Here is a 19,023-nt window from a genome sequence, read left to right as displayed (position 1 = left end):
TAAAGCGTCCGGAAGCACGCGACTTCAGTCGTGTGAGGATAGAGTTGTTGATTCACAAATATCTTTTTGAAAATAAAGAACAGCAGAATATTCAGTCTGAATATATTCAAAAAACCGGAACACAGGCAGAAGAAGAAAGTCGCAGAGTTGAAGATCTGGAAGAAAAAATACGTGACTGCTATGGCAAAAAAGGAAAACTGGAGAGCCAGATTGAGGTGTACAGCCGCCAGGAAGAGCAGTTTAATACCCGTTATAAGGAAGAACTTGTGCGGAATATTGTGGGAGCTTATGAAGCCGGAACGCTGGAAATTCGACATCAGATCTATGAGCAGGAGTTGACCAGAATCGTAAGAGAACGTACAGAAAGTCAGAAGAAACTGGAATCCGAAAAAGAGATGATTCGAAGCCAGGAGCGCAGCCTGGAAGATAAAAAAGAAGCACTGGTTCATAAAAAAGCAGAGATCCAGAGACAGACAGAAGTATATCAGCTTTATGAGAAAGAACTGGAAACAAGGAGAAATATTCTTAAGTATCTGGACATGGAAGCAGGATATCTTCTGGATCGTGACAGAATTCTTAATGTATCAGAGCGAAAGCTGAAAGAGCTGGAGGAACTGCGAAGAAGCCTGGAAAAAGAAGAGGATATTCTGGAGAAAGAGTATCAGAATCTTACCAGTGGAAAGGTTCTGGAACTGCCGGAAGATTTGAAAAAAGAACTGGATAATCTGGGTATTCATATCGTTTATGGTATGGAATGGCTCCAAAAAAACGGCTATTCACAGAAGAAAAACCAGGAACTTGTGCGAAGAAATCCATTCCTTCCATATGCACTGATCCTGTCCGGACAGGAGATGGAAAAGCTGGCAAAGAGCGGCAGAAATATCTGTACGTCTTTTCCGGTGCCGATTGTAGAAAGGGAAAAAATCGAAGAAATCCAGGAGAAATATACAGATAAACTTGTACATTTTCCGGGAATCAGCTTCTATATTCTGTTTAATGAAAATCTTCTGGATGAAGAAAAACTTCAGGAAATGATATGGGAGAAAAAACAGGAACTGGAAAAAACTGCACAGGCAGTAAAAGTCCGCAAAGCAGAATATGCAGAGTATTTTCAGAGACAGGAAGTGCTCAAGAATCAGTCTGTAACAAAGGAAAAATGGCAGGAAATCCAGGAGATTCTGGATAAGCTGAAAGAAGAAAAACAAAATCTTGAGAAAGATATTCTGGAAACGGCACAGAACCTTGACAGACTAAAAAAAGAACACGAAGAATTGCAGGATTTCATTGTAAAAACAGGTCTGGAAATTCAGAACCAGAAACAGCGTATCGCGGATTTTGGACAGCTTGAAAAGGATTATGCGATATACGAAAGCAACAGAGCAGCTCTGGAAAAATGTAAAAAAGAAGAACAGCGTTTTCAGGAAAAGCAAAAGCTGGCGAAGGAGCGGCAGGCAAAACTTCTGGAAGAACAGAAAACGGCACAAAATACGTTAAATATTTTGGAACGGGAAGCCGAAAAACTCAATGAGAAATACACCAGATATGCTACATACGAAAAGGCCGGGCAGTATACTCTGCCGGAAGAAATATCTGTAGAACAAATGGAGGCACGTTATGAGGCTATCACTTCTGTCCTTTCTCAGGAACTGAAAGACCTGGAAGAGCGGGAAACCAAAGCTTCCGGCCGTTTCCAGAGAGAACAGAATGAACTTGAGCATCTTCAGAAAAAATATCGGTTGAAACCAGTGCAGTGGGCGGATGTAATCTATGACAGAAAAGAGGAATCACATCAGGAAGTGATTCTAGAAGACTTTCAAAGAAAAATCCAGACAAAAGATATGCAGTGGAATGACGCAGACAAAAAGGCAGCAGTTGCTCAGAGCAAGAGTAATGATCTGCAGAAAAGAATCCACTCTGTATGTGGAGAAGAAAAACCACTGTCCAGGAACGAGATCCAGGGACAGGACTTTGAAGCACGAAGGAACCAGCTTCTTTACCAGAAGAAAGAAGAGAAAAGACATGCTGATTTTCTGGCCAAAAAAGTTCGAAGTTATGAAGAAAACCTGACAGCACTTTCTGAATATAACGAACTGATTCCAGTAGAAATGGAGGAACGAGATCCGGTTTCGGATACTCTGACTTCAGAAGAACTGCGAAATCTCAAGGGAATTCTTATTCGTGATTATAACCAGAAAATCAGAGAAACCCGGCAGAAGAAAGAACAGATTGTGCAGCTTTTGAACAGAGTTATTCGAATGGAAAGTTTTCAGGATGACTTTTACCGGAAACCACTGGAACAGATGCTGGAGCTTGTCGATGATGCACAGCGTGTTCTGATGCAGCTGAAAACAACTGTACAGTCATTTGACAGCCTTATGCAAAAACTGGAAGTGGATATTTCTGTTGTGGAAAGAGAAAAAGAGAGAATTGTAGAGCTCATGGAAGATTATATTCAGGAGATCCACAATAACCTGGGCAAGATCGACCACAATTCTACAATCACTATCAGAGACAGAAATATTAAAATGTTGAAGATCCAGCTTCCGGATTGGGAGGAAAATGTGGGACTGTATCACCTTCGACTGGAAGACTTTATCGACAAGATTACGAAGGAAGGCGTGGAACTTTTTGAAAAGAATGAGAATGCACAGGAATTTTTTGGTTCCAGTGTTACTACCAGGAATCTGTACGATCAGGTAGTAGGAATCGGAAATGTGCAGATCCATCTCTATAAAATTGAAGCACAGAGAGAATATCCGATCACATGGAAAGAAGTTTCCAGAAACTCAGGCGGCGAGGGATTTTTGTCCGCATTCGTTATCCTTTCCAGTCTTCTGTATTATATGAGACGGGATGATACTGATATTTTTGCAGACAAAAACGAAGGAAAAGTTCTGATCATGGATAACCCGTTTGCACAGACAAATGCTTCACATCTTTTGATTCCGCTGATGGATATGGCAAAAAAGACCAACACGCAGCTTATCTGCCTGACCGGTCTGGGCGGTGACTCTATTTACAACCGTTTTGATAATATTTATGTGCTGAATCTGATTACTGCAAGTCTCCGAAAAGGCTTACAGTACCTGAAAGCCGAACACAAGAGAGGCAAAGAACCTGATGAACTGATTACAGCACGGATAGAGGTTGGCGAGCAGATAGAGATGCTGTTTTGAAATATGTTTAATAACCCAAAAAGAAACTCAAATTATTTGAGTTTCTTTTTGAGTTGCTTGGAATATTCTTGAGTTTCTTGAATAAACTTAAATATAATGTTAAAATATAAAAAAGATCAGGAGGAACTAAAATGACAACTGAAGAATTGATTGAAAAATTAGGTTGGATTCAAAATTTTAAATGTGAAACTCCAACTTTGGAGATAAAAAGTGCAGAACGTGGATGCCCTAAACATTTATATGATTCATTGTCTAGTTTTTCAAATCAGGATGATGGTGGAATTATAATTTTTGGTATAGATGAAAAACAAAATTTTAAAGAAGTTGGAGTATATGACCCTCAGGATATTCAAAAGAAAATAAATGAACAATGCCTGCAAATGGAGCCAGTTATCCGACCACAGATTACAGTTGTTGAAAAAAATGACAAGTATTTTGTTTCAGCAGAAATACCTGCGGCCGATATTTCTGATAGACCTGTCTTCTATCGTGGAAGAGGCAGAGTAAAAGGTTCTTTTGTGCGTGTAGGTGACAGCGATGAACCTATGACAGAGTATGAAGTATATAGTTATGAAGCATATAGAAAAAAATATCAAGATGATATCAGAATAATTGAAAGAGCGTCATTGGCTTCCCTGAACCAGGAAATGTTAGCAGAGTATATGGGATTATTAAAGAAAGGAAAGTCACGACTGGCGGCAATACCAGATAACGAAATATACGAATTAATGAGCATAAAAAAAGGTGATGCAGTTACATTAAGTTCTGTGATGAATTTTAGTCCTTATCCTCAAGCGTATTTTCCACAATTATGTATCACTGCGATAGTTGTACCTGGTAAGGAAATGGGAGAAATTGGAAATCAAGGGGAAAGATTTTTGGACAACCAGCGAATAGAGGGTACTATTTCTGAAATGCTTGAATCTGCGATACAGTTTGTAAATAGAAATATGCGTACAAAAACTATTATTAATCCTCAAACGGGAAAACGAGAAGATAGAACTGACTATCCAATTACTGCAATCAGAGAAGCAATACTGAATGCGTTGGTGCATCGTGATTATAGTATTCATACTGAGGGAATGCCAATACAGTTAATAATGTTCGAAGATAGAGTTGAAATTAGAAATCCAGGGGGGATATATGGAAGAATTCGTATCGATCAGCTAGGAAAAGTGCAGCCAGATACCAGAAATCCGGTGCTTGCATCTGAACTGGAAGTGTTAAAAATTACAGAAAATCGATATTCTGGAATTCCCACAATACGTAAAGCAATGCAGGCATATAATTTACCACAACCAGAGTTTCTGGATGAAAGAGGTAGCTTTATTATAAAAATGTATAAATTTGGAGAAGAAAATAGTGCTACTGAAATAGAAAATTTGGAAGACAGAGAACTAATTCTTTATTGTAAAACGCCGAGGACTAGAAAAGAAATATGCGATTATTTAGGGTTAAGTTCGATTACTTATGCAATTCAGACGCATGTGATGCCTTTAGTTGAAAGTGGATTAATTAAAATGAGCATTCCAGATAAGCCGAAAAGCCCGAAACAGTTGTTCTATTCGGAATAATCTTCTACCAGACACCTATGTCTGACCTCTAAAATACGGGACATCATCCCAGTGGCAGCCAGACACACGTCCTGGCTCCGCTGGGATAATTTGATTCAAAAATACTTTTCCCACCATGCGCCGCGGCAATCTGCTCGACCACATGTAGTCCCAGAATATGCGGTGTATTTTCAGTGGTTTCCTGCAGATTCAGAGCCGCAAGAATTTCCGGGGGATAGCCTTTGCCGTTGTCGATTACTGTCAGGTACAGGAAATTTTCTCGTATTTCAGTTTCGATACAGATCTTGACAGATTCAGAATTATGCCGCACGCTGTTGCTCAACAGGTTTTCGAGAAGCCGAGCGAGCAGGGCACGGTCGACAGAAATCTGCGCGTGTTCGGCGGCATTTGTCTGATTCAGCGTAATTTCGCAGTTTTCTGCCAGGGGACTGTCGTAGAATTGAGCGACCAGTTCACGGAACAGCGGTCCGGCGGTGAAAGTTTCTTTTCGGAGTGGTTGTGCACCATATTCCAGTTTGCTGGTTAGATTCAGGTCGTCAATAAGAGAGCGGAGTTTTTCACATTGAGTACGAATCCCTGCGGCCTTGTGCCGTACTGTATCGGGCAGGGAAGAATCCTGTTCCAGCTGTTCTCCCCATCCAAGGATCAGAGCCAGTGGTGTGCGTACATCATGACTGACACCTGCAATCCACTGTGTTCGCGTGTCATCCCGCCGCACAAGCATTTCATTTCGTTTCTGTAGATGAGAACTGGTCTGATTCAGTTTCTGAGCCAGTTCTCCGGTAAAACCATCTGTCGGTAACTGGACAGTCTGTCCGTCGGCCAGTGCATCCAGCCCTTCCGCTACAATTCTTAAGCGTTTGGTTCCACGCCAGCCAATCCATAAACAAAAGATCAGAACCAACAGCAGCATGCCAAGAATAACCAGTGGGATACCGTGGACGATATCCTGGAGAACATTTGGTGAATTGTAAAGATTATATTTCCAGAGACTTCCCTTGGTAAGACCAGCCACAAACAGACCATAATCTTCGGACCAGCAGAATACCGGATAATCATCCAGATACCAGCGGGAAAAACTGGCGATGTCGCTGGAAGAATAATGGTTATCCAGTTCGTCCGGCAGATTATAATTCCATTTCACGTTTCCTTTTTCGTCAAGGATCATAGCCCATGCATAACCGTCCATCCATTCTTCCGGAGCATGTTCTGCTCCAAAAATCATTCCATTGTCTGTTTCAACCATAGAATCTGCAATTTCGCTATAGGAATATTCGCGTTGCGGCTGGAGATATCCTTCGCGCCAGCTGATCCATCCCAGAAGTGAAATTGTCAGGACCAACAGCAGAAGGACAACACCAACTGCGGTCAGTACATATCGCCAGATCAGTCGGGCAAAAGTTTTCACAGCAGTTCCTCCTTTGCCAGTTTATAGCCAATGCCCCTTACAGTCAGCAGACAGCGCGGCTGGTTCGGATCCTGCTCCAGTTTCTGGCGCAGATGTCGGATATGAACACCAAGGCTGTTTTCATATCCATAGTAATCCGCACCCCAGACAGCAGAGCAGAGGGAATCATAAGTCACGATATGCCCGCGGTTATCCGCCAGTTTGCGAAGCAGTGCCAGTTCTGTAGCTGTCAGAGGAATCGTATCTCCGTTTGAAAGTGTGACAAGAGCATCGTTCAGATCCACGCTTCGATCTGCAAGTTTCAAATCTTTTGACTTTGTGCGGGCGAGTTCTGCGCGATAAGTTCTCAGCAGGATATGCTGAACACGAAGAAGTAGTTCCTGCATCAGAAAAGGCTTTGTCAGGTAATCATCTGCACCAAGTCCGAGTCCAAATAAACGGTCCGCATCGGCATCTCTTGCGGAGAGAAAAAGAGCCGGAACGTCTGCTTTGGCATGCAGGGCACGGAACAGGGAAAAACCATCGCCGTCCGGAAGGTTGATATCCAGGATCATCAGTTCCGGGATCTCAGCTGCAAACAATTTTTTTGCCGCAGCACAGTTCGCTGCGGTCTGAATATGCCTGTAACCTGCACCAGACAACTGCTCGCAGAGCAGATGGAGCAGATCTTTATTATCATCTACGATCAGAATTCGAACTTCATAAATACTGTTCATAATCAGAATCCTTTCAAATCATCAGTCAGTCTTGAATTCAGTTTTACTATACCATACTTTCAAACACTCTATCTGAAAATCCCAAAAACTTAAGCGAAAATTAAGGCAGGATTTGAGGAGGCTTAAGGCAGCCGGTGTAAGCTTTAAATTGTCGAAGAGAAAAATAAACAGGAAAAGGAGAGAACATTATGATTTCTGTTATCGAAACCCACGACCTCTGCAAAAGCTACAACGGTCGTATCGTAGTGGAGCATCTGAATCTGTCAGTACCGCAGGGCTGCGTCTACGGTTTTCTTGGTCCGAACGGTGCCGGAAAATCAACAAGTATGAAAATCCTGCTTGGTCTGGTACATCCGACCAGCGGCAGTGTAAAACTGCTCGGGCAGACGATGAATGAGGAAAACCGCATCGCATTGCTGAGAAAGACGGGAAGTCTGATCGAGTCCCCGTCAGGTTATCTGCATCTGACAGCACGTGAAAATCTTAAGATCATCGCAGACTTGAAAGATATCGACCACAAAGACATTGACCGTGTTCTGGAGATCGTACATCTGACTGCCGACGCAAACCGCAAAGTCGGGCAGTACTCTCTTGGCATGAAACAGAGACTTGGCATTGCAATGGCATTACTTGGCAATCCCAGGCTGCTGATCCTGGATGAGCCGACCAATGGTCTCGATCCTGCAGGAATCCAGGAAATGCGCGGTCTCATTGCATCTATGCCGGAGAGCACCGGAGCGACGGTACTGATCTCCAGTCATCTGCTCGGTGAAATGGAGCAGATGGTCACGCAGCTTGGAATTCTGGATCATGGAAAAATGATATTCGAAGGTTCCCTGCAGGAACTGCGTAAACACAGCCGGGGCGGCATCCAGATCCGGGTACTGGATGTGAAAAAAGGCATTGATATACTGAATCGTCAGGGTATTCTGACACAGCCAATGACACATCATCTCGATATCCTGCAGCTGCCGTCGATTTCTGATGAAAAATTGGCAGAACTGGTCAGAACCCTTTCTGAAAATAATGTCGGAGTTGTCGGACTGACTTCTGAGACAAAAAGCCTGGAAGAAATTTTCCTGAGTCTGACACAGAACGGCAGGGAGGTGGCATGATATGGCAGGTGCTTTTTGTGTAGAATTGCAAAAAGCTCACCGCAGGCATGATCTGCTGTTCTGCCTGCTGGTTCCGTTGATCGTAATGCTGTGGACAGGCAGTCTGTTATCGCCCGGTCCGGATGAACTGGCAAATGCGTACAGCGCATTGTTTTACAGCATCCCGGTTGCCAATGTGCTGATCTTTCCGATCGTGATGGCAGTACTGGCAAGCCGGTTATGGGATATGGAAGTCAAAGGAAGTACCTGGAAACTTCTTTATACTCTGCAGAGCCGTAGGAGTCTGTTCCTTGGAAAAGCTTTGTTTGGCATCATGGAAGTTCTGCTTGTAACCTTTCTGGAAATGGGAGGCGTATTTCTGACAGGAAAAATATATGGTTACACGGAGGCTTTTCCAATCAGTCAGCTTTTTTATCTGACAGGCTGTACACTGGCGGTGGAACTGATGCTCTTTTTTGGAGCATTTCTGCTCATGCTACTGGCTGGAAATCCGCTTCTGGCACTCTGTGCAGGAATCATAGCATCATTAACCGGGCTGTTTTCTGCTTTTATGCCAAAGGTTGTCAGCTATTTTGTTCCTTGGGGTTATTTTGTTCCGCTGGGAACTTATGAAGTTGCGAACTGGGACCAGGCTGCACATACGGTTACTTATGGAACGCGGCCGTACAATTGGGGACTGCTTGTTTTTACTGTGGTACTGGTCATGCTCTTGTTCTATGCAGCATGGCGAAGAGTACAGAAACAGGAGGTGTAAAAGATGTTAAAGCGCTGTATTCAGGCAGAAAACCGAAAACTGCATGCGTCTCCGATCTGGGGGCTGTTTTTTGCACTGCCGCTCATTTCAGCAATATATGGAACTTTTAATTATCTGCAGAATCTGGAAATTCTCAAAGATGGCTGGTACAGTCTCTGGACACAGCATACATTGTTTTATTCGATGTTTTTCTTTCCTGCAATGGTGGCTGCTTATGCAGCTTATCTGTGGAGACTGGAACATCTTGGACACAACTGGAATCTTATTATGGCAAGTCCGGTCAGGCCGATAGATCTTTTTCTGGCGAAATTTGTTGTGGTGGCAAAACTGGCCCTTCTGACGCATCTGTTTGTATTTTTGCTGTATGCATTTTGTGGAAAAGTTTTTGCACATTTTCCGGGATTTCCACCGATGATCCTGCTTGCTTTTCTTCTTCGCGGTGCAGTGGGAGCACTTGCGGTCATTGCGGCGCAGCTTGTGCTGGCTATGGTCATCCGAAGCTTTGCCATTCCGATCTTTCTTGGGCTGGTGGGCGGCATCACCGGTCTGCTGGCAGGGAGCAAAGGTCTTTCTCTGTTCTGGCCCTATGCACTGATGCAGGCAGGCATGAATGCAAACAAGAGTAATGATGTGCTGTCTGGAGGCGGATATATTTTATTCTTTTTCAGCTGTATTTTCTGGCTGGTAACAATGGTTCTAGTTGCTGGAATGTTTCTGAAAAAAAGGGATGTAAAGGCATAAAGTCGTTTCTTAATAACATGGCACATGATATACTACAGGAAGAAACCTGGAATGAAAAAGCATAGATAATAACAGGAGAGGGGAGATCTGAAATGAAAAATATACAGGGAATTCAGTTGATCATGGAAAGCAATGAAGAGTTACTCCCGGATTTTTTTATGGATTTTCCCTATATTTGCTCCTGCGTGGAGTTTGATAAATATATAGATCCGGTCGTGCCCTGGCACTGGCATCATGCAGTAGAATTATTCTATATAAAAAGTGGCAGAGTAGAGTATACAACGCCAAATGGGAAATGGATATTCCCGGCGGGGACAGGCGGGTTTGTTAATTCCAATGTACTGCATTCATCAAGAGTGAGTTCTACAAAGGATGGAACCGTGCAATTACTGCATCTGTTTGATTCGGAACTGCTGACAGGCGGGATATCTAATCGAATAGAAGAAAGGTATATTCGTCCGTTGACGGACAGATCCGGGCTTGAAATGATCTGCCTGTCACCCGAGGATCCCGGGCAGGCGGCTCTTTTGCAGAAGATTCAAGCCGGCTTTGAATTGGAGGAAGGCAGCTGGGGCTATGAGATCACTCTTCGGCAGCTGCTCACAGAAGTATGGCTTGGTTTATTGGAACTGGCATGTGCTGAGACAGAAGATATACACAAAAACAAAGATACCGCTGAAAAAATGAAAGCAATGATGTCTTATATTCAGGATCATTATACGGAGATGATAGCGGTTGACTGCCTGGCGAGGGAAGCGCATATAAGTAAAAGAGTCTGTTTCCGACTGTTTCAGGAGAATCTTCATATGAGTCCACTGGAATATATGAGAGAATACAGACTTCGGAAGGCATGTATGGAACTGATAGAGACAGAGAAATCTATTACAGAGATCGCAAGTGACTGTGGATTTGGAAGCAGCAGCTATTTTGGAAAGCTATTTCGGGAGCATTTCAACTGCAGTCCTGTAAGATATCGTGGAAAATGGCACGATTGTAATAGAAACAGACACGAATAATATAGATTTGCACTGGAAAATGCATTATCCTGTTATTACAAGAAAGAGAGATCTTTTTTCGTATTACACACCATGGAAAGGGGCTGGTCATGAAACCAGCTCCTTTTTCATAAAGGAGGAAATGTATGAATCTGACTTATCGATACAGTGCGATCCAGTTTACACATTGGGCATCATCTTCTGGGGCAGCAGCTTTTGCAACAACGTATCTGTTGAACAAAGGGGTTCCTTCAGGAATGGTAGGATTCCTGCTGGCATTGGCAGGGCTTTGTTCCTGTCTGTCACAGCCAGTTCTGGCATCTCTGGCAGACCGCGCAGAAAAATTTGTCCTGACAAAAATGCTGCTGATCATGTCTGTTCTGTGCAGTGTATGCATACTCCTGCAGTTACTGCCGGGAATTTCTATCATGCTGATGGCTGTTTTGTACATGGTCAGTATCTGGAGCAGTGACGCGATGGTTTCCTTATTAAATGCCATCAGTGTCGCATACAACAATGCGGGCTATTTCGTGGATTATGGCGCAGCCCGGGGAATTGGAGCAGTAGCGAGTGCTGTCTCAAGTCTGATCATTGGCTGGGCGGTAACAGTAGTCATGTAGGAGTTGCCCTGTTTATTGCGGCTATGGTAGCAGCTCCGGTGATTTTCTTTTTTGAAAAAATACGGAAGGTTTTCAGAGACACAACTGTTTTGAAGATAGCAGCCGTTTCTTTTTTCATAAAGGCAGTTGGCTTTTATTTTGCGGGAAATATACAGACGATCTATCTGTTACAGTTCTTTCAGATCTCATCCTACGCGCTTTTGGCACCTGCTCAGGTGTACTATGCAAAAGAGAAAGTCAGAGACAATGATATGGTAAAAGGACAGGCATTTATAACAGCAGCCTATGCGCTGGGATGCGCGGCTGGTAATTTTGCCGGCGGTCAGCTTTTGAGTCAGGGGGCAGGTGCGATTCTTCTGGCAGGTATATGCATGGCGGCGGCTGGAACGGCAATTGTCTTTGCGACGGTAACAAAATCCGATTTCTGTTTATAATGCAGGGTATATATGTTATGATAGATAAATATGTACGATAACATATATTTGAAAAACATAGAGAAGGGACTTTCATTATGAAAAAAGAAAAAGGTAATGCCATTGCACTCCTGCCAATTGGTGTATTTCTCATATTATACCTGGGCCTTGGCATTTTATTTGAGTATGTGATGAAGATTCCGATGGGATTCTATAATGTACCGATCGTGGTCGCATTTCTTGCCGCGATCCTGGTTGCCTGTCTGCAGAACAGGGAAGTAAGTTTTGACAGGAAACTTGAGATCATGGCGCATGGTGTCGGAGACAAAAATATCATCACAATGCTTCTGATCTTTCTCACAGCAGGCTCTTTTGTCGGCGTGGTAGGAAGAAGCAGCGCGGAAAGTGTGGCATATTTTATGCTGACGCTGATTCCGGCGAGATTTTCTGTGGCGGTTTTATTTGTAGTTGCATGTTTCGTATCGGTAGCGATGGGAACTTCTGTAGGCACGATCACACTTCTGGTGCCGATCGCGGCGGCTGTTTCCAGTGCGTCAGGTTTTGATCTCGCATTTTGTGTGGCTTCGGTCATGGGCGGGGCGATGTTCGGCGATAACCTTTCTTTCATTTCCGATACCACGATTGCAGCCTGTAATGGACAGGGCTGTGAGATGAAAGATAAATTCCGTGAAAATTTCTGGATCGCATTTCCGGCAGCACTGATCACACTTGTTCTGATCCTGATCCTGTCTTTTCAGACGGAAATTCAGGGACATGTCAGTCAGTCCTATCATCTGCTCCAGATACTGCCATATGTCCTGGTGCTGGTCGGAGGTATCATCGGCATCAATGTATTTGTGGTTCTTCTGACAGGAATTGTTTCCGGAGCGATCATCATGCTTGCCGGAGGGCATATCACGCCAGTGGATCTTCTGACGAATATGGGTTCCGGTGTATCCGGAATGTTTGAGACCTGTATGGTGGCGATCCTGGTAGCGGCAATGTGTGCGCTGATTCGTGAGTACGGCGGTTTTGATGAACTTCTTGGCTGGATCCACAAAATCTTCCGTGGCAGAAAAGGCGGGCAGCTTGGTATGGGACTTCTTGTCGGAACCATGGATATTGCGACTGCGAATAATACGGTAGCCATTGTTATGGCAAATCCGATCGCCAGAGAGATGGCACAGGAGTATGGGATCACATCAAGAAAAACTGCCTCCCTGCTGGATACTTTTTCCTGCATCTTTCAGGGAATCATTCCATATGGTGCACAGATGCTCGTGGCAATCTCAGCGGTCAATGAGCTGGGTGGTGAAATTTCCGCTTTTCAGATCATTCCGAAACTTTTTTACCCAATGTTTCTCCTGCTCATGTCGATCATTACGATAATGAGAAGCGAAAAGACAAAAAAGTAAAATCAGAGTTTTAAATAAAAAAGTTTTACATTATGAGGAGGACAATTACCCATGAAAAAGAAAACAGTTATTACAGCAGGGATTCTGGGAGTTCTGGCAGTTGCAGCAGGTGTGTGGTTTTATCATCCGGCTGGCAAAGTAGATCAGGAGATCCTGAGCCGGCTTGAAGGCGATTATGGAATTCCATACGATGATGATATGGATGACGAGGAGTATTACGATAATGAATGCTTCTGGGAAATGGCTGTTTTTACAAAAGCAGATGGATTTTTTACAACGAAACCGCTGGCACTGATGATCTATGATGCAGAAGCGGGAGAGCCTGGCCTTGCCGGAACGATCATAAATCTGGATGCGGATACAATGGAATTGAAAATAGATGATCGCATGACAGACAAAGACTATTATCCGTCTGGATGGGACATTGAAACGTCATCAGATACCATAGAGTTTACTTACGAAGAAACAGAAGATGGTCTGGAACTGACCAATCATGGCAAAACGTTCACTTTTGTAAAATATCAGGAAGATTAAACAGAAAAAAATAAAAAAACACTTGACCTTCCACCTTATGGAAGCTGTATAAAACAAGTACAGACAGCGATATGAAGAGTTTTCAGACTGTCAGGAAAGTAAGAGGTAGCGCAATGAAGATCAAACAGGTGGAAGAGCTTGTAGGAATCACAAGAAAAAATATCCGTTTTTATGAAGATCAGGGGCTTCTCAATGTAGAACGTGCAGAAAACGGATACAGGGAATATCATCAGGAGGATGTCATCCGGCTTCAGGAGATCAAATTATTCCGAAAGATGGATATTTCCATAGAAGAAATGAAACTTCTCTTCGAAAAAAAGAAAAGCCTGCAGATCTGTCTGGAACAGCATCTCAAGGAACTGGAACACCGAAAGGAAGGTCTTTTGAAGATGCAGGACATGTGCGAACGCCTGATCCTGGAACATCGGTCACTGGAATCTCTGAATGCAGAGGACTGTCTGGAAGAAATCGAGCAGATGGAGAAAGAAGGTGCAAAGTTTATGAACGTCAATAAAACGGATATGCACAAGAAAAAGCGAACGGGAGCGATCGTCGGTGCAGCAGTTATGACAGTGCTTATGCTGGTGACGATCATAATCGTATTCTGGGCAAACGCACAGGATCCCATTCCGCTGGGGCTGCTTTTGCTGATCGCAGGGATCCCGGCAGTCATCATTGCAGGAACGCTCATAGCACTTGCAGGAAGAATGAAGGAAATCGAAGGAGGAGAAGAAGATGAAGCTTCTAAGTATTGAATATATCCCGGGCGTGGATTTTGAGCCGCTCGGAATCGTAAAAGGAACCGTTGTGCAGACCAAGAACGTCGGCAGAGATTTCATGGCAGGCATGAAAACCCTGGTTGGCGGCGAGATCGTAGGTTACACAGAAATGCTGAACGAGGCAAGACAGATCGCTACGAAGCGTATGGTGGATGAAGCCAAGGAGATGGATGCCGATGCCGTGATCGGTGTTAAATACGGCTCCTCCCAGGTCATGTCAGGAGCAGCAGAAGTGATCGCTTATGGAACTGCGGTGAAATACAAATAAAAATGGTCAAAAGAAGCTCACATCATAATGAAACGAGATGTGAGCTTTTTTTCTGTACGAAATATATGGTGAAAACATATAGCAAACCATGTATAATAAGACTCATGGATGATGAAAAATAAAAACGGATGAGGAATTTAATTCATGGAGGGAAATTTAACAAAAGGTCCTATTCTGAAAACGTTGACAAAACTTGCCATTCCGATCATGGCATCGTCGTTTCTTGGGACTTTGTATAATATCACGGATATGGCATGGATCGGGCTGCTTGGCTCGAGGGCAGTTGCCGGTGTTGGCGTTGGCGGTATGTTTACCTGGCTTTCGCAGGGGCTTGCTTCTATGGCGAGGATGGGCGGTCAGGTGCAGGTTGCACAGTGCATTGGACGTGGTGACAGGGAAAAGGCGCATGGTTTTGCACAGGCAGCAGTGCAGCTGGCAGCGGCGATGGGAATGGCGTATGCGATTCTTTCACTGGTATTTACGAAGCAGATGGTCGGCTTTTTTCAGTTGACGGACTCTGAGGCGTATGCAGCGGCTATGTCGTATACGAGGATCGCGTGCGGACTGATCGTATTTTCATTTATGACTCTGACATTGACAGGACTTTATACGGCACAGGGCGATTCCAAGACGCCATTTCTGGCGAATCTGATCGGGCTTGTCACAAACATGATCCTGGATCCCGTTCTGATCCTTGGACCGGGACCTTTTCCGAAACTGGGCGTGATCGGAGCTGCAATTGCAACGGTAATGGCACAGGCGATCGTTATGAGTATTATGGTTCTTGCGATCATTGTGCGGAAAAAAGAAAATGTACTGAAGGGTATAAAACTTTTGGCAAAGATCCCGGAAGAATATCTGAGTGGGATCTGCAGGATCGGAATTCCGACAGCAATCCAGGGAATGGCATATTGTGCAATTTCCATGGTGCTGACACGAATGGTTTCAGGATATGGTGCAGAGGCGGTTGCCACACAGAGGGTCGGCGGGCAGATCGAGTCGATTTCCTGGAATACAGCAGATGGTTTTGCGGCAGCGCTGAATGCTTTTATTGCACAGAATTATGGAGCCGGAAAGAACGATCGTGTGAGAAAGGGATATAAGGCAGCTTTGTGGACAGTTGGTGTATGGGGAGTGCTGATCTCACTTGCATTTATATGCTTTCCCAATGCGATCGCAGATATCTTTTTCCATGAACCGAAGGCAATCGAGACAGCAGTTGGATATCTTGTGATCATCGGATTCAGTGAAGCTTTCATGTGCGTGGAACTGACAACGGTAGGTGCCTTGTCCGGACTTGGCAGGACGAGACTCTGCAGTATTATCAGCATCACTTTCACCAGTGCCCGGATCCCGCTGGCGATCATCCTCGGCGGTATTATAGGACTCAGTGGAATCTGGTGGGCACTCTCTGCAACATCGATCGTCAAAGGAATCATCTTCACATGCACGTTCCTGTGGATCACAAGGAAGCGAGGATAAACTTATGAAAACAGCAAAAAAGATTTTTAAGATCATTGGAATCATAGCAGGGGTGGTTGTGGCCGTGTTGATCGTGTATATCATCTACCTTTATGCAAGCTATCACCGCATCGAGGATAACCTGTCATTGGAAGTGGAATCTCATGCACAGGCAGATGTGCATCTAACAACGGAGAAAGAATACTCCGCACTTACATACAATATCGGTTTTGGTGCGTACACACCGGATTTCAGCTTCTTTATGGATGGCGGCAGATCTTCCTGGGCGAAGAGTAAGGACAGTGTGCTTGAAACGGTTCAGGGGGCAGGAGAACTGGTCAGATCTTATGATCCGGATTTTGCCCTGATTGAAGAGGTGGATCTGAATTCCACCAGAAGTTATCATGTAAATGAATATGACATATTGAAGGACTGCTTTGCAGATTACGATACTGTATTTGCACAGAACTATGATTCTGCATTTTTGTTCTATCCATTTACACAGCCACACGGCAAGAGCAGATCAGGGCTGGCTCTTTTTTCCAGATACCCTGTCACAGATTCTCTGAGAAGAAGCTTTCCGGTATCTACGTCATTCAGTAAGTTTTTTGATCTGGACCGCTGTTACAGCATTTCCAGAATTCCAGTGGACAATGGCAAAGAACTCGTAATCTTTGAACTGCACATGTCTGCCTATGGGAACAGCGATGAGATCCGGGAAGGCCAGATCCGCATGCTGACCGAAGATATGCAGAAAGAATATGAAGTAGGAAATTACGTGCTCTGCGGCGGCGACTTCAATCATGACCTTAAAGCAGATGAAAACGATTCTGCAGAAAGAGAATCCTGGGCATATCCATTCCCGAGATCCGAACTCCCGGAGCATTTTTCCTTCGGTATGGATCAGCTTTCCGAGCAGGAAAAACAGGATTTATGGGACAGCGCGCGTAATGCAGACATGGAATATGTACCGGGTGAAACCTACACAGTTACACTGGACGGATTTATCATTTCCGATAATATAGAATGCGTATCTTACGAAGACATCAACACAGGCTACACCTACTCCGATCACGATCCGGTCTACATGAAATTTAAACTTACTCAGTAAAATGAATAAAAATACAAAAAATCATTCCCCAGAGGCATCTTTGGGGAATTAAATAAATTAGTTGATTACTGACAAAAGGTCATTAATAATTCCTGGATCGACAGGGATTATATTTCTGAAACAAAACAGCAGGAAGCATGGAGGAGAACAGTATAAAAGACAAAAAACGTTTTGTCTGCGCCAATGCGTTTTATGAAGGCAGAGAATACTATTATTGTCTGAAAAAAATCCCAAGTTATAACTGGACGATGCTGTTTCTTGTGTCAGCAGATCATGTGGCGACGAATACCATGGACATGGTGAATTCTATCATTCGCACGTTTGCACTGGTTGCGGCATGTGCTTTTGCAATCCTGTGTTCCGGTTTATTTGTCTGGTACAGAAGCCGCAGGACACGCGCGATGTATGAGTTTGAGTTACGGACGAATGAACGTCTGTCGGAAGTGAACCAGGAACTGGAAAAAGCCAAAAAAGCGGCAGAAGAGGCATTTCATATTGCGGAAGAGGCGAACCAGTCCAAGAGTCGTTTCCTTTCCAATATGAGCCATGATATGAGAACACCTATGAATGCGATCGTAGGTTTTACGACGCTGCTGGATAATGAGAGCAAAAATCCAGAAAAAGTACAGGAATATACAAAGAAGATCGCTTTTTCCAGCCAGCATCTGCTGGGACTTATCAACGATGTGCTGGATATGTCCAAGATCGAGGCAGGCAAGATGAAGCTGACGCTGGAAGAAGAAAACATGGATGAGATCATCGAGAATATTGATGCCCTCGTCCGCCCGCAGATGGTCCTTCGTAGGCAGAAGTTTGAGATCATTGTGGAACTGCTTAAAATGGAAGGCGCAGAATGTACTGTCTGTGAAAATGGACAGCTTGCGGTAGAGACATTTACCGCATCGGAAGAAAACACGATCAATCTGATCCTGATGGATGTACAGATGCCGGTGATGAACGGATACGAGGCGATGAAAGCAATCCGAAGTTCAGGTCATCCGATGGCTGAGACAATTCCGATCATTGCCATGACTGCAAATGCTTTTGTGGAAGATATCCATGACGCATTGGACGCCGGAATGGATGCACATGTGGCAAAACCGGTGGATATGAAAGTACTGAAAGAAACCGTAGCACAGGTGATCGGAGGAAGATCATGAGATGCAGTAATATAAAAGGACATAAAAGGAGCACGTATGCGTAGAATATGGGTAACCAGTGACCTGCATATTGGTCATAACAAAGAGTTTGTATACAAAGAGCGTGGGTTTCAATCAATTGAAGAGCATGACAGCGCATTGCTCTCTAATTGGAATGAACTTGTCAGCCCAGATGATGTTGTATATGTTCTGGGAGATGTGATGTTAAAAAAAGATCTCGAAGATGAGGAATTCTCATATGCCCTGAATATATTAAAACAATTAAATGGTGAGCTTATTATATTTCGAGGTAACCACGACAGTGAGAGCAAGCTCAAAAAGTACGAAACCTGCGAAAACGTGATCAAAGCAGGTGAAGCTGCATGTTATCTGAAATATCCGGCAGTTAAAGGCTATCAGTTTTATCTGTCACACTATCCAACTTTAGTTGCCCATGAGAGGCTCAAACCTGTAAGAACCGCTCTTATTAATTTATATGGTCATACTCACCAGAAAGAACACTTTTATAAAGAACACCCTTATATGTATTGTGTGTGTTTAGACGCACATGAAATGAAGCCTGTACTTTTGGATGATATCATTGAAGAAGTAAAAGATAAAAGGATTGCGTATGAAGAAAATATTTTATAGCAAATTATGGGGGCTGATGCTGCCAATCGTGCTGCAGAATCTGATGCTGGCACTGGTTGCTGTTGCAGATGCATTTATTCAATGCGTCGTAAAACCCCTTGCTTTAGCTCTTAACTTGACCCATATTTATACAAGATAATTTCGATAAGCAAG

General features: G+C 43.9%; 18 protein-coding genes. 16 read left to right on the top strand and 2 right to left on the bottom strand.

The genetic code is table 11. The features are described from left to right. On the top strand, positions 1–3,176 hold a 3,176-nt coding region (locus tag DXC01_RS18320; RefSeq protein ID WP_207666861.1), incomplete at its 5' end, for a hypothetical protein. Positions 3,177–3,307: 131 nt separating this feature from the next. Then, positions 3,308–4,750: an ATP-binding protein gene (locus DXC01_RS18315; RefSeq protein WP_118699561.1), complete on the top strand. Its 1,443-nt coding sequence runs from the start codon at positions 3,308–3,310 to the stop codon at positions 4,748–4,750. A gap of 43 nt (positions 4,751–4,793) precedes the next feature. Here DXC01_RS18315 and DXC01_RS18310 read toward each other — a convergent pair whose 3' ends face one another. Beyond that, positions 4,794–6,158, bottom strand: coding sequence for a sensor histidine kinase (locus tag DXC01_RS18310; RefSeq protein ID WP_118699560.1), 1,365 nt, complete (start codon positions 6,156–6,158; stop codon positions 4,794–4,796). Further along, entirely contained in the window at positions 6,155–6,874 is a 720-nt protein-coding gene (locus DXC01_RS18305) for a response regulator transcription factor (RefSeq protein WP_118253913.1), read from the bottom strand. Before DXC01_RS18305 ends, DXC01_RS18310 begins: the two co-directional genes overlap by 4 nt. A 188-nt stretch (positions 6,875–7,062) precedes the next feature. Between DXC01_RS18305 and DXC01_RS18300 the strand changes: the two genes are divergently transcribed. The 14 genes from DXC01_RS18300 (at position 7,063) to DXC01_RS18235 (ending at position 18,870) form a co-directional block, all read left to right on the top strand. Beyond that, positions 7,063–7,989: an ABC transporter ATP-binding protein gene (locus DXC01_RS18300; RefSeq protein ID WP_022213558.1), complete on the top strand. Its 927-nt coding sequence runs from the start codon at positions 7,063–7,065 to the stop codon at positions 7,987–7,989. Position 7,990: 1 nt separating this feature from the next. Then, complete coding sequence (locus tag DXC01_RS18295; RefSeq protein WP_118253916.1) at positions 7,991–8,743, top strand: ABC transporter permease; 753 nt, start codon at positions 7,991–7,993, stop codon at positions 8,741–8,743. A gap of 3 nt (positions 8,744–8,746) precedes the next feature. Next, positions 8,747–9,484, top strand: a complete 738-nt coding sequence (locus DXC01_RS18290) for an ABC transporter permease (RefSeq protein ID WP_022213556.1) — start codon at positions 8,747–8,749, stop codon at positions 9,482–9,484. A 92-nt stretch (positions 9,485–9,576) separates the two neighbouring features. Continuing rightward, on the top strand, positions 9,577–10,500 hold the full coding sequence (locus tag DXC01_RS18285) for an AraC family transcriptional regulator (RefSeq protein WP_022213555.1): 924 nt from the start codon (positions 9,577–9,579) through the stop codon (positions 10,498–10,500). A gap of 125 nt (positions 10,501–10,625) precedes the next feature. Further along, on the top strand, positions 10,626–11,099 hold the full coding sequence (locus tag DXC01_RS18280; RefSeq protein ID WP_118699559.1) for an MFS transporter: 474 nt from the start codon (positions 10,626–10,628) through the stop codon (positions 11,097–11,099). 89 nt (positions 11,100–11,188) lie between these two features. Continuing rightward, positions 11,189–11,533, top strand: a complete 345-nt coding sequence (locus DXC01_RS18275; RefSeq protein ID WP_147399644.1) for a hypothetical protein — start codon at positions 11,189–11,191, stop codon at positions 11,531–11,533. 77 nt (positions 11,534–11,610) lie between these two features. Next, positions 11,611–12,927 (top strand): Na+/H+ antiporter NhaC family protein, encoded by a 1,317-nt coding sequence (locus tag DXC01_RS18270; protein ID WP_118699557.1) that lies wholly within the window; start codon positions 11,611–11,613, stop codon positions 12,925–12,927. Between the two features lie 51 nt (positions 12,928–12,978). After that, entirely contained in the window at positions 12,979–13,461 is a 483-nt protein-coding gene (locus DXC01_RS18265; protein ID WP_118699556.1) for a hypothetical protein, read from the top strand. Between the two features lie 113 nt (positions 13,462–13,574). Then, on the top strand, positions 13,575–14,216 hold the full coding sequence (locus DXC01_RS18260) for a MerR family transcriptional regulator (RefSeq protein ID WP_118699555.1): 642 nt from the start codon (positions 13,575–13,577) through the stop codon (positions 14,214–14,216). Then, entirely contained in the window at positions 14,197–14,508 is a 312-nt protein-coding gene (locus tag DXC01_RS18255) for a YbjQ family protein (protein ID WP_005423341.1), read from the top strand. The genes DXC01_RS18260 and DXC01_RS18255 overlap by 20 nt, the downstream gene beginning before the upstream one ends. A gap of 144 nt (positions 14,509–14,652) precedes the next feature. After that, positions 14,653–15,990 (top strand): MATE family efflux transporter, encoded by a 1,338-nt coding sequence (locus tag DXC01_RS18250; RefSeq protein ID WP_118699554.1) that lies wholly within the window; start codon positions 14,653–14,655, stop codon positions 15,988–15,990. A 4-nt stretch (positions 15,991–15,994) separates the two neighbouring features. Next, positions 15,995–17,080, top strand: coding sequence for an endonuclease/exonuclease/phosphatase family protein (locus DXC01_RS18245; RefSeq protein ID WP_118699553.1), 1,086 nt, complete (start codon positions 15,995–15,997; stop codon positions 17,078–17,080). A 137-nt stretch (positions 17,081–17,217) separates the two neighbouring features. Further along, positions 17,218–18,240: an ATP-binding response regulator gene (locus DXC01_RS18240; protein ID WP_118699552.1), complete on the top strand. Its 1,023-nt coding sequence runs from the start codon at positions 17,218–17,220 to the stop codon at positions 18,238–18,240. A gap of 36 nt (positions 18,241–18,276) precedes the next feature. Further along, positions 18,277–18,870, top strand: coding sequence for a metallophosphoesterase (locus tag DXC01_RS18235; protein ID WP_118699551.1), 594 nt, complete (start codon positions 18,277–18,279; stop codon positions 18,868–18,870). The last annotated feature ends 153 nt before the right edge of the window (positions 18,871–19,023 follow it).

The sequence above is a fragment of the Blautia sp. OM07-19 genome, from assembly GCF_003481595.1.
Classification (GTDB): domain Bacteria; phylum Bacillota; class Clostridia; order Lachnospirales; family Lachnospiraceae; genus Blautia_A; species Blautia_A intestinihominis.
This window is presented reverse-complemented; position numbering and strand designations above follow the sequence as displayed.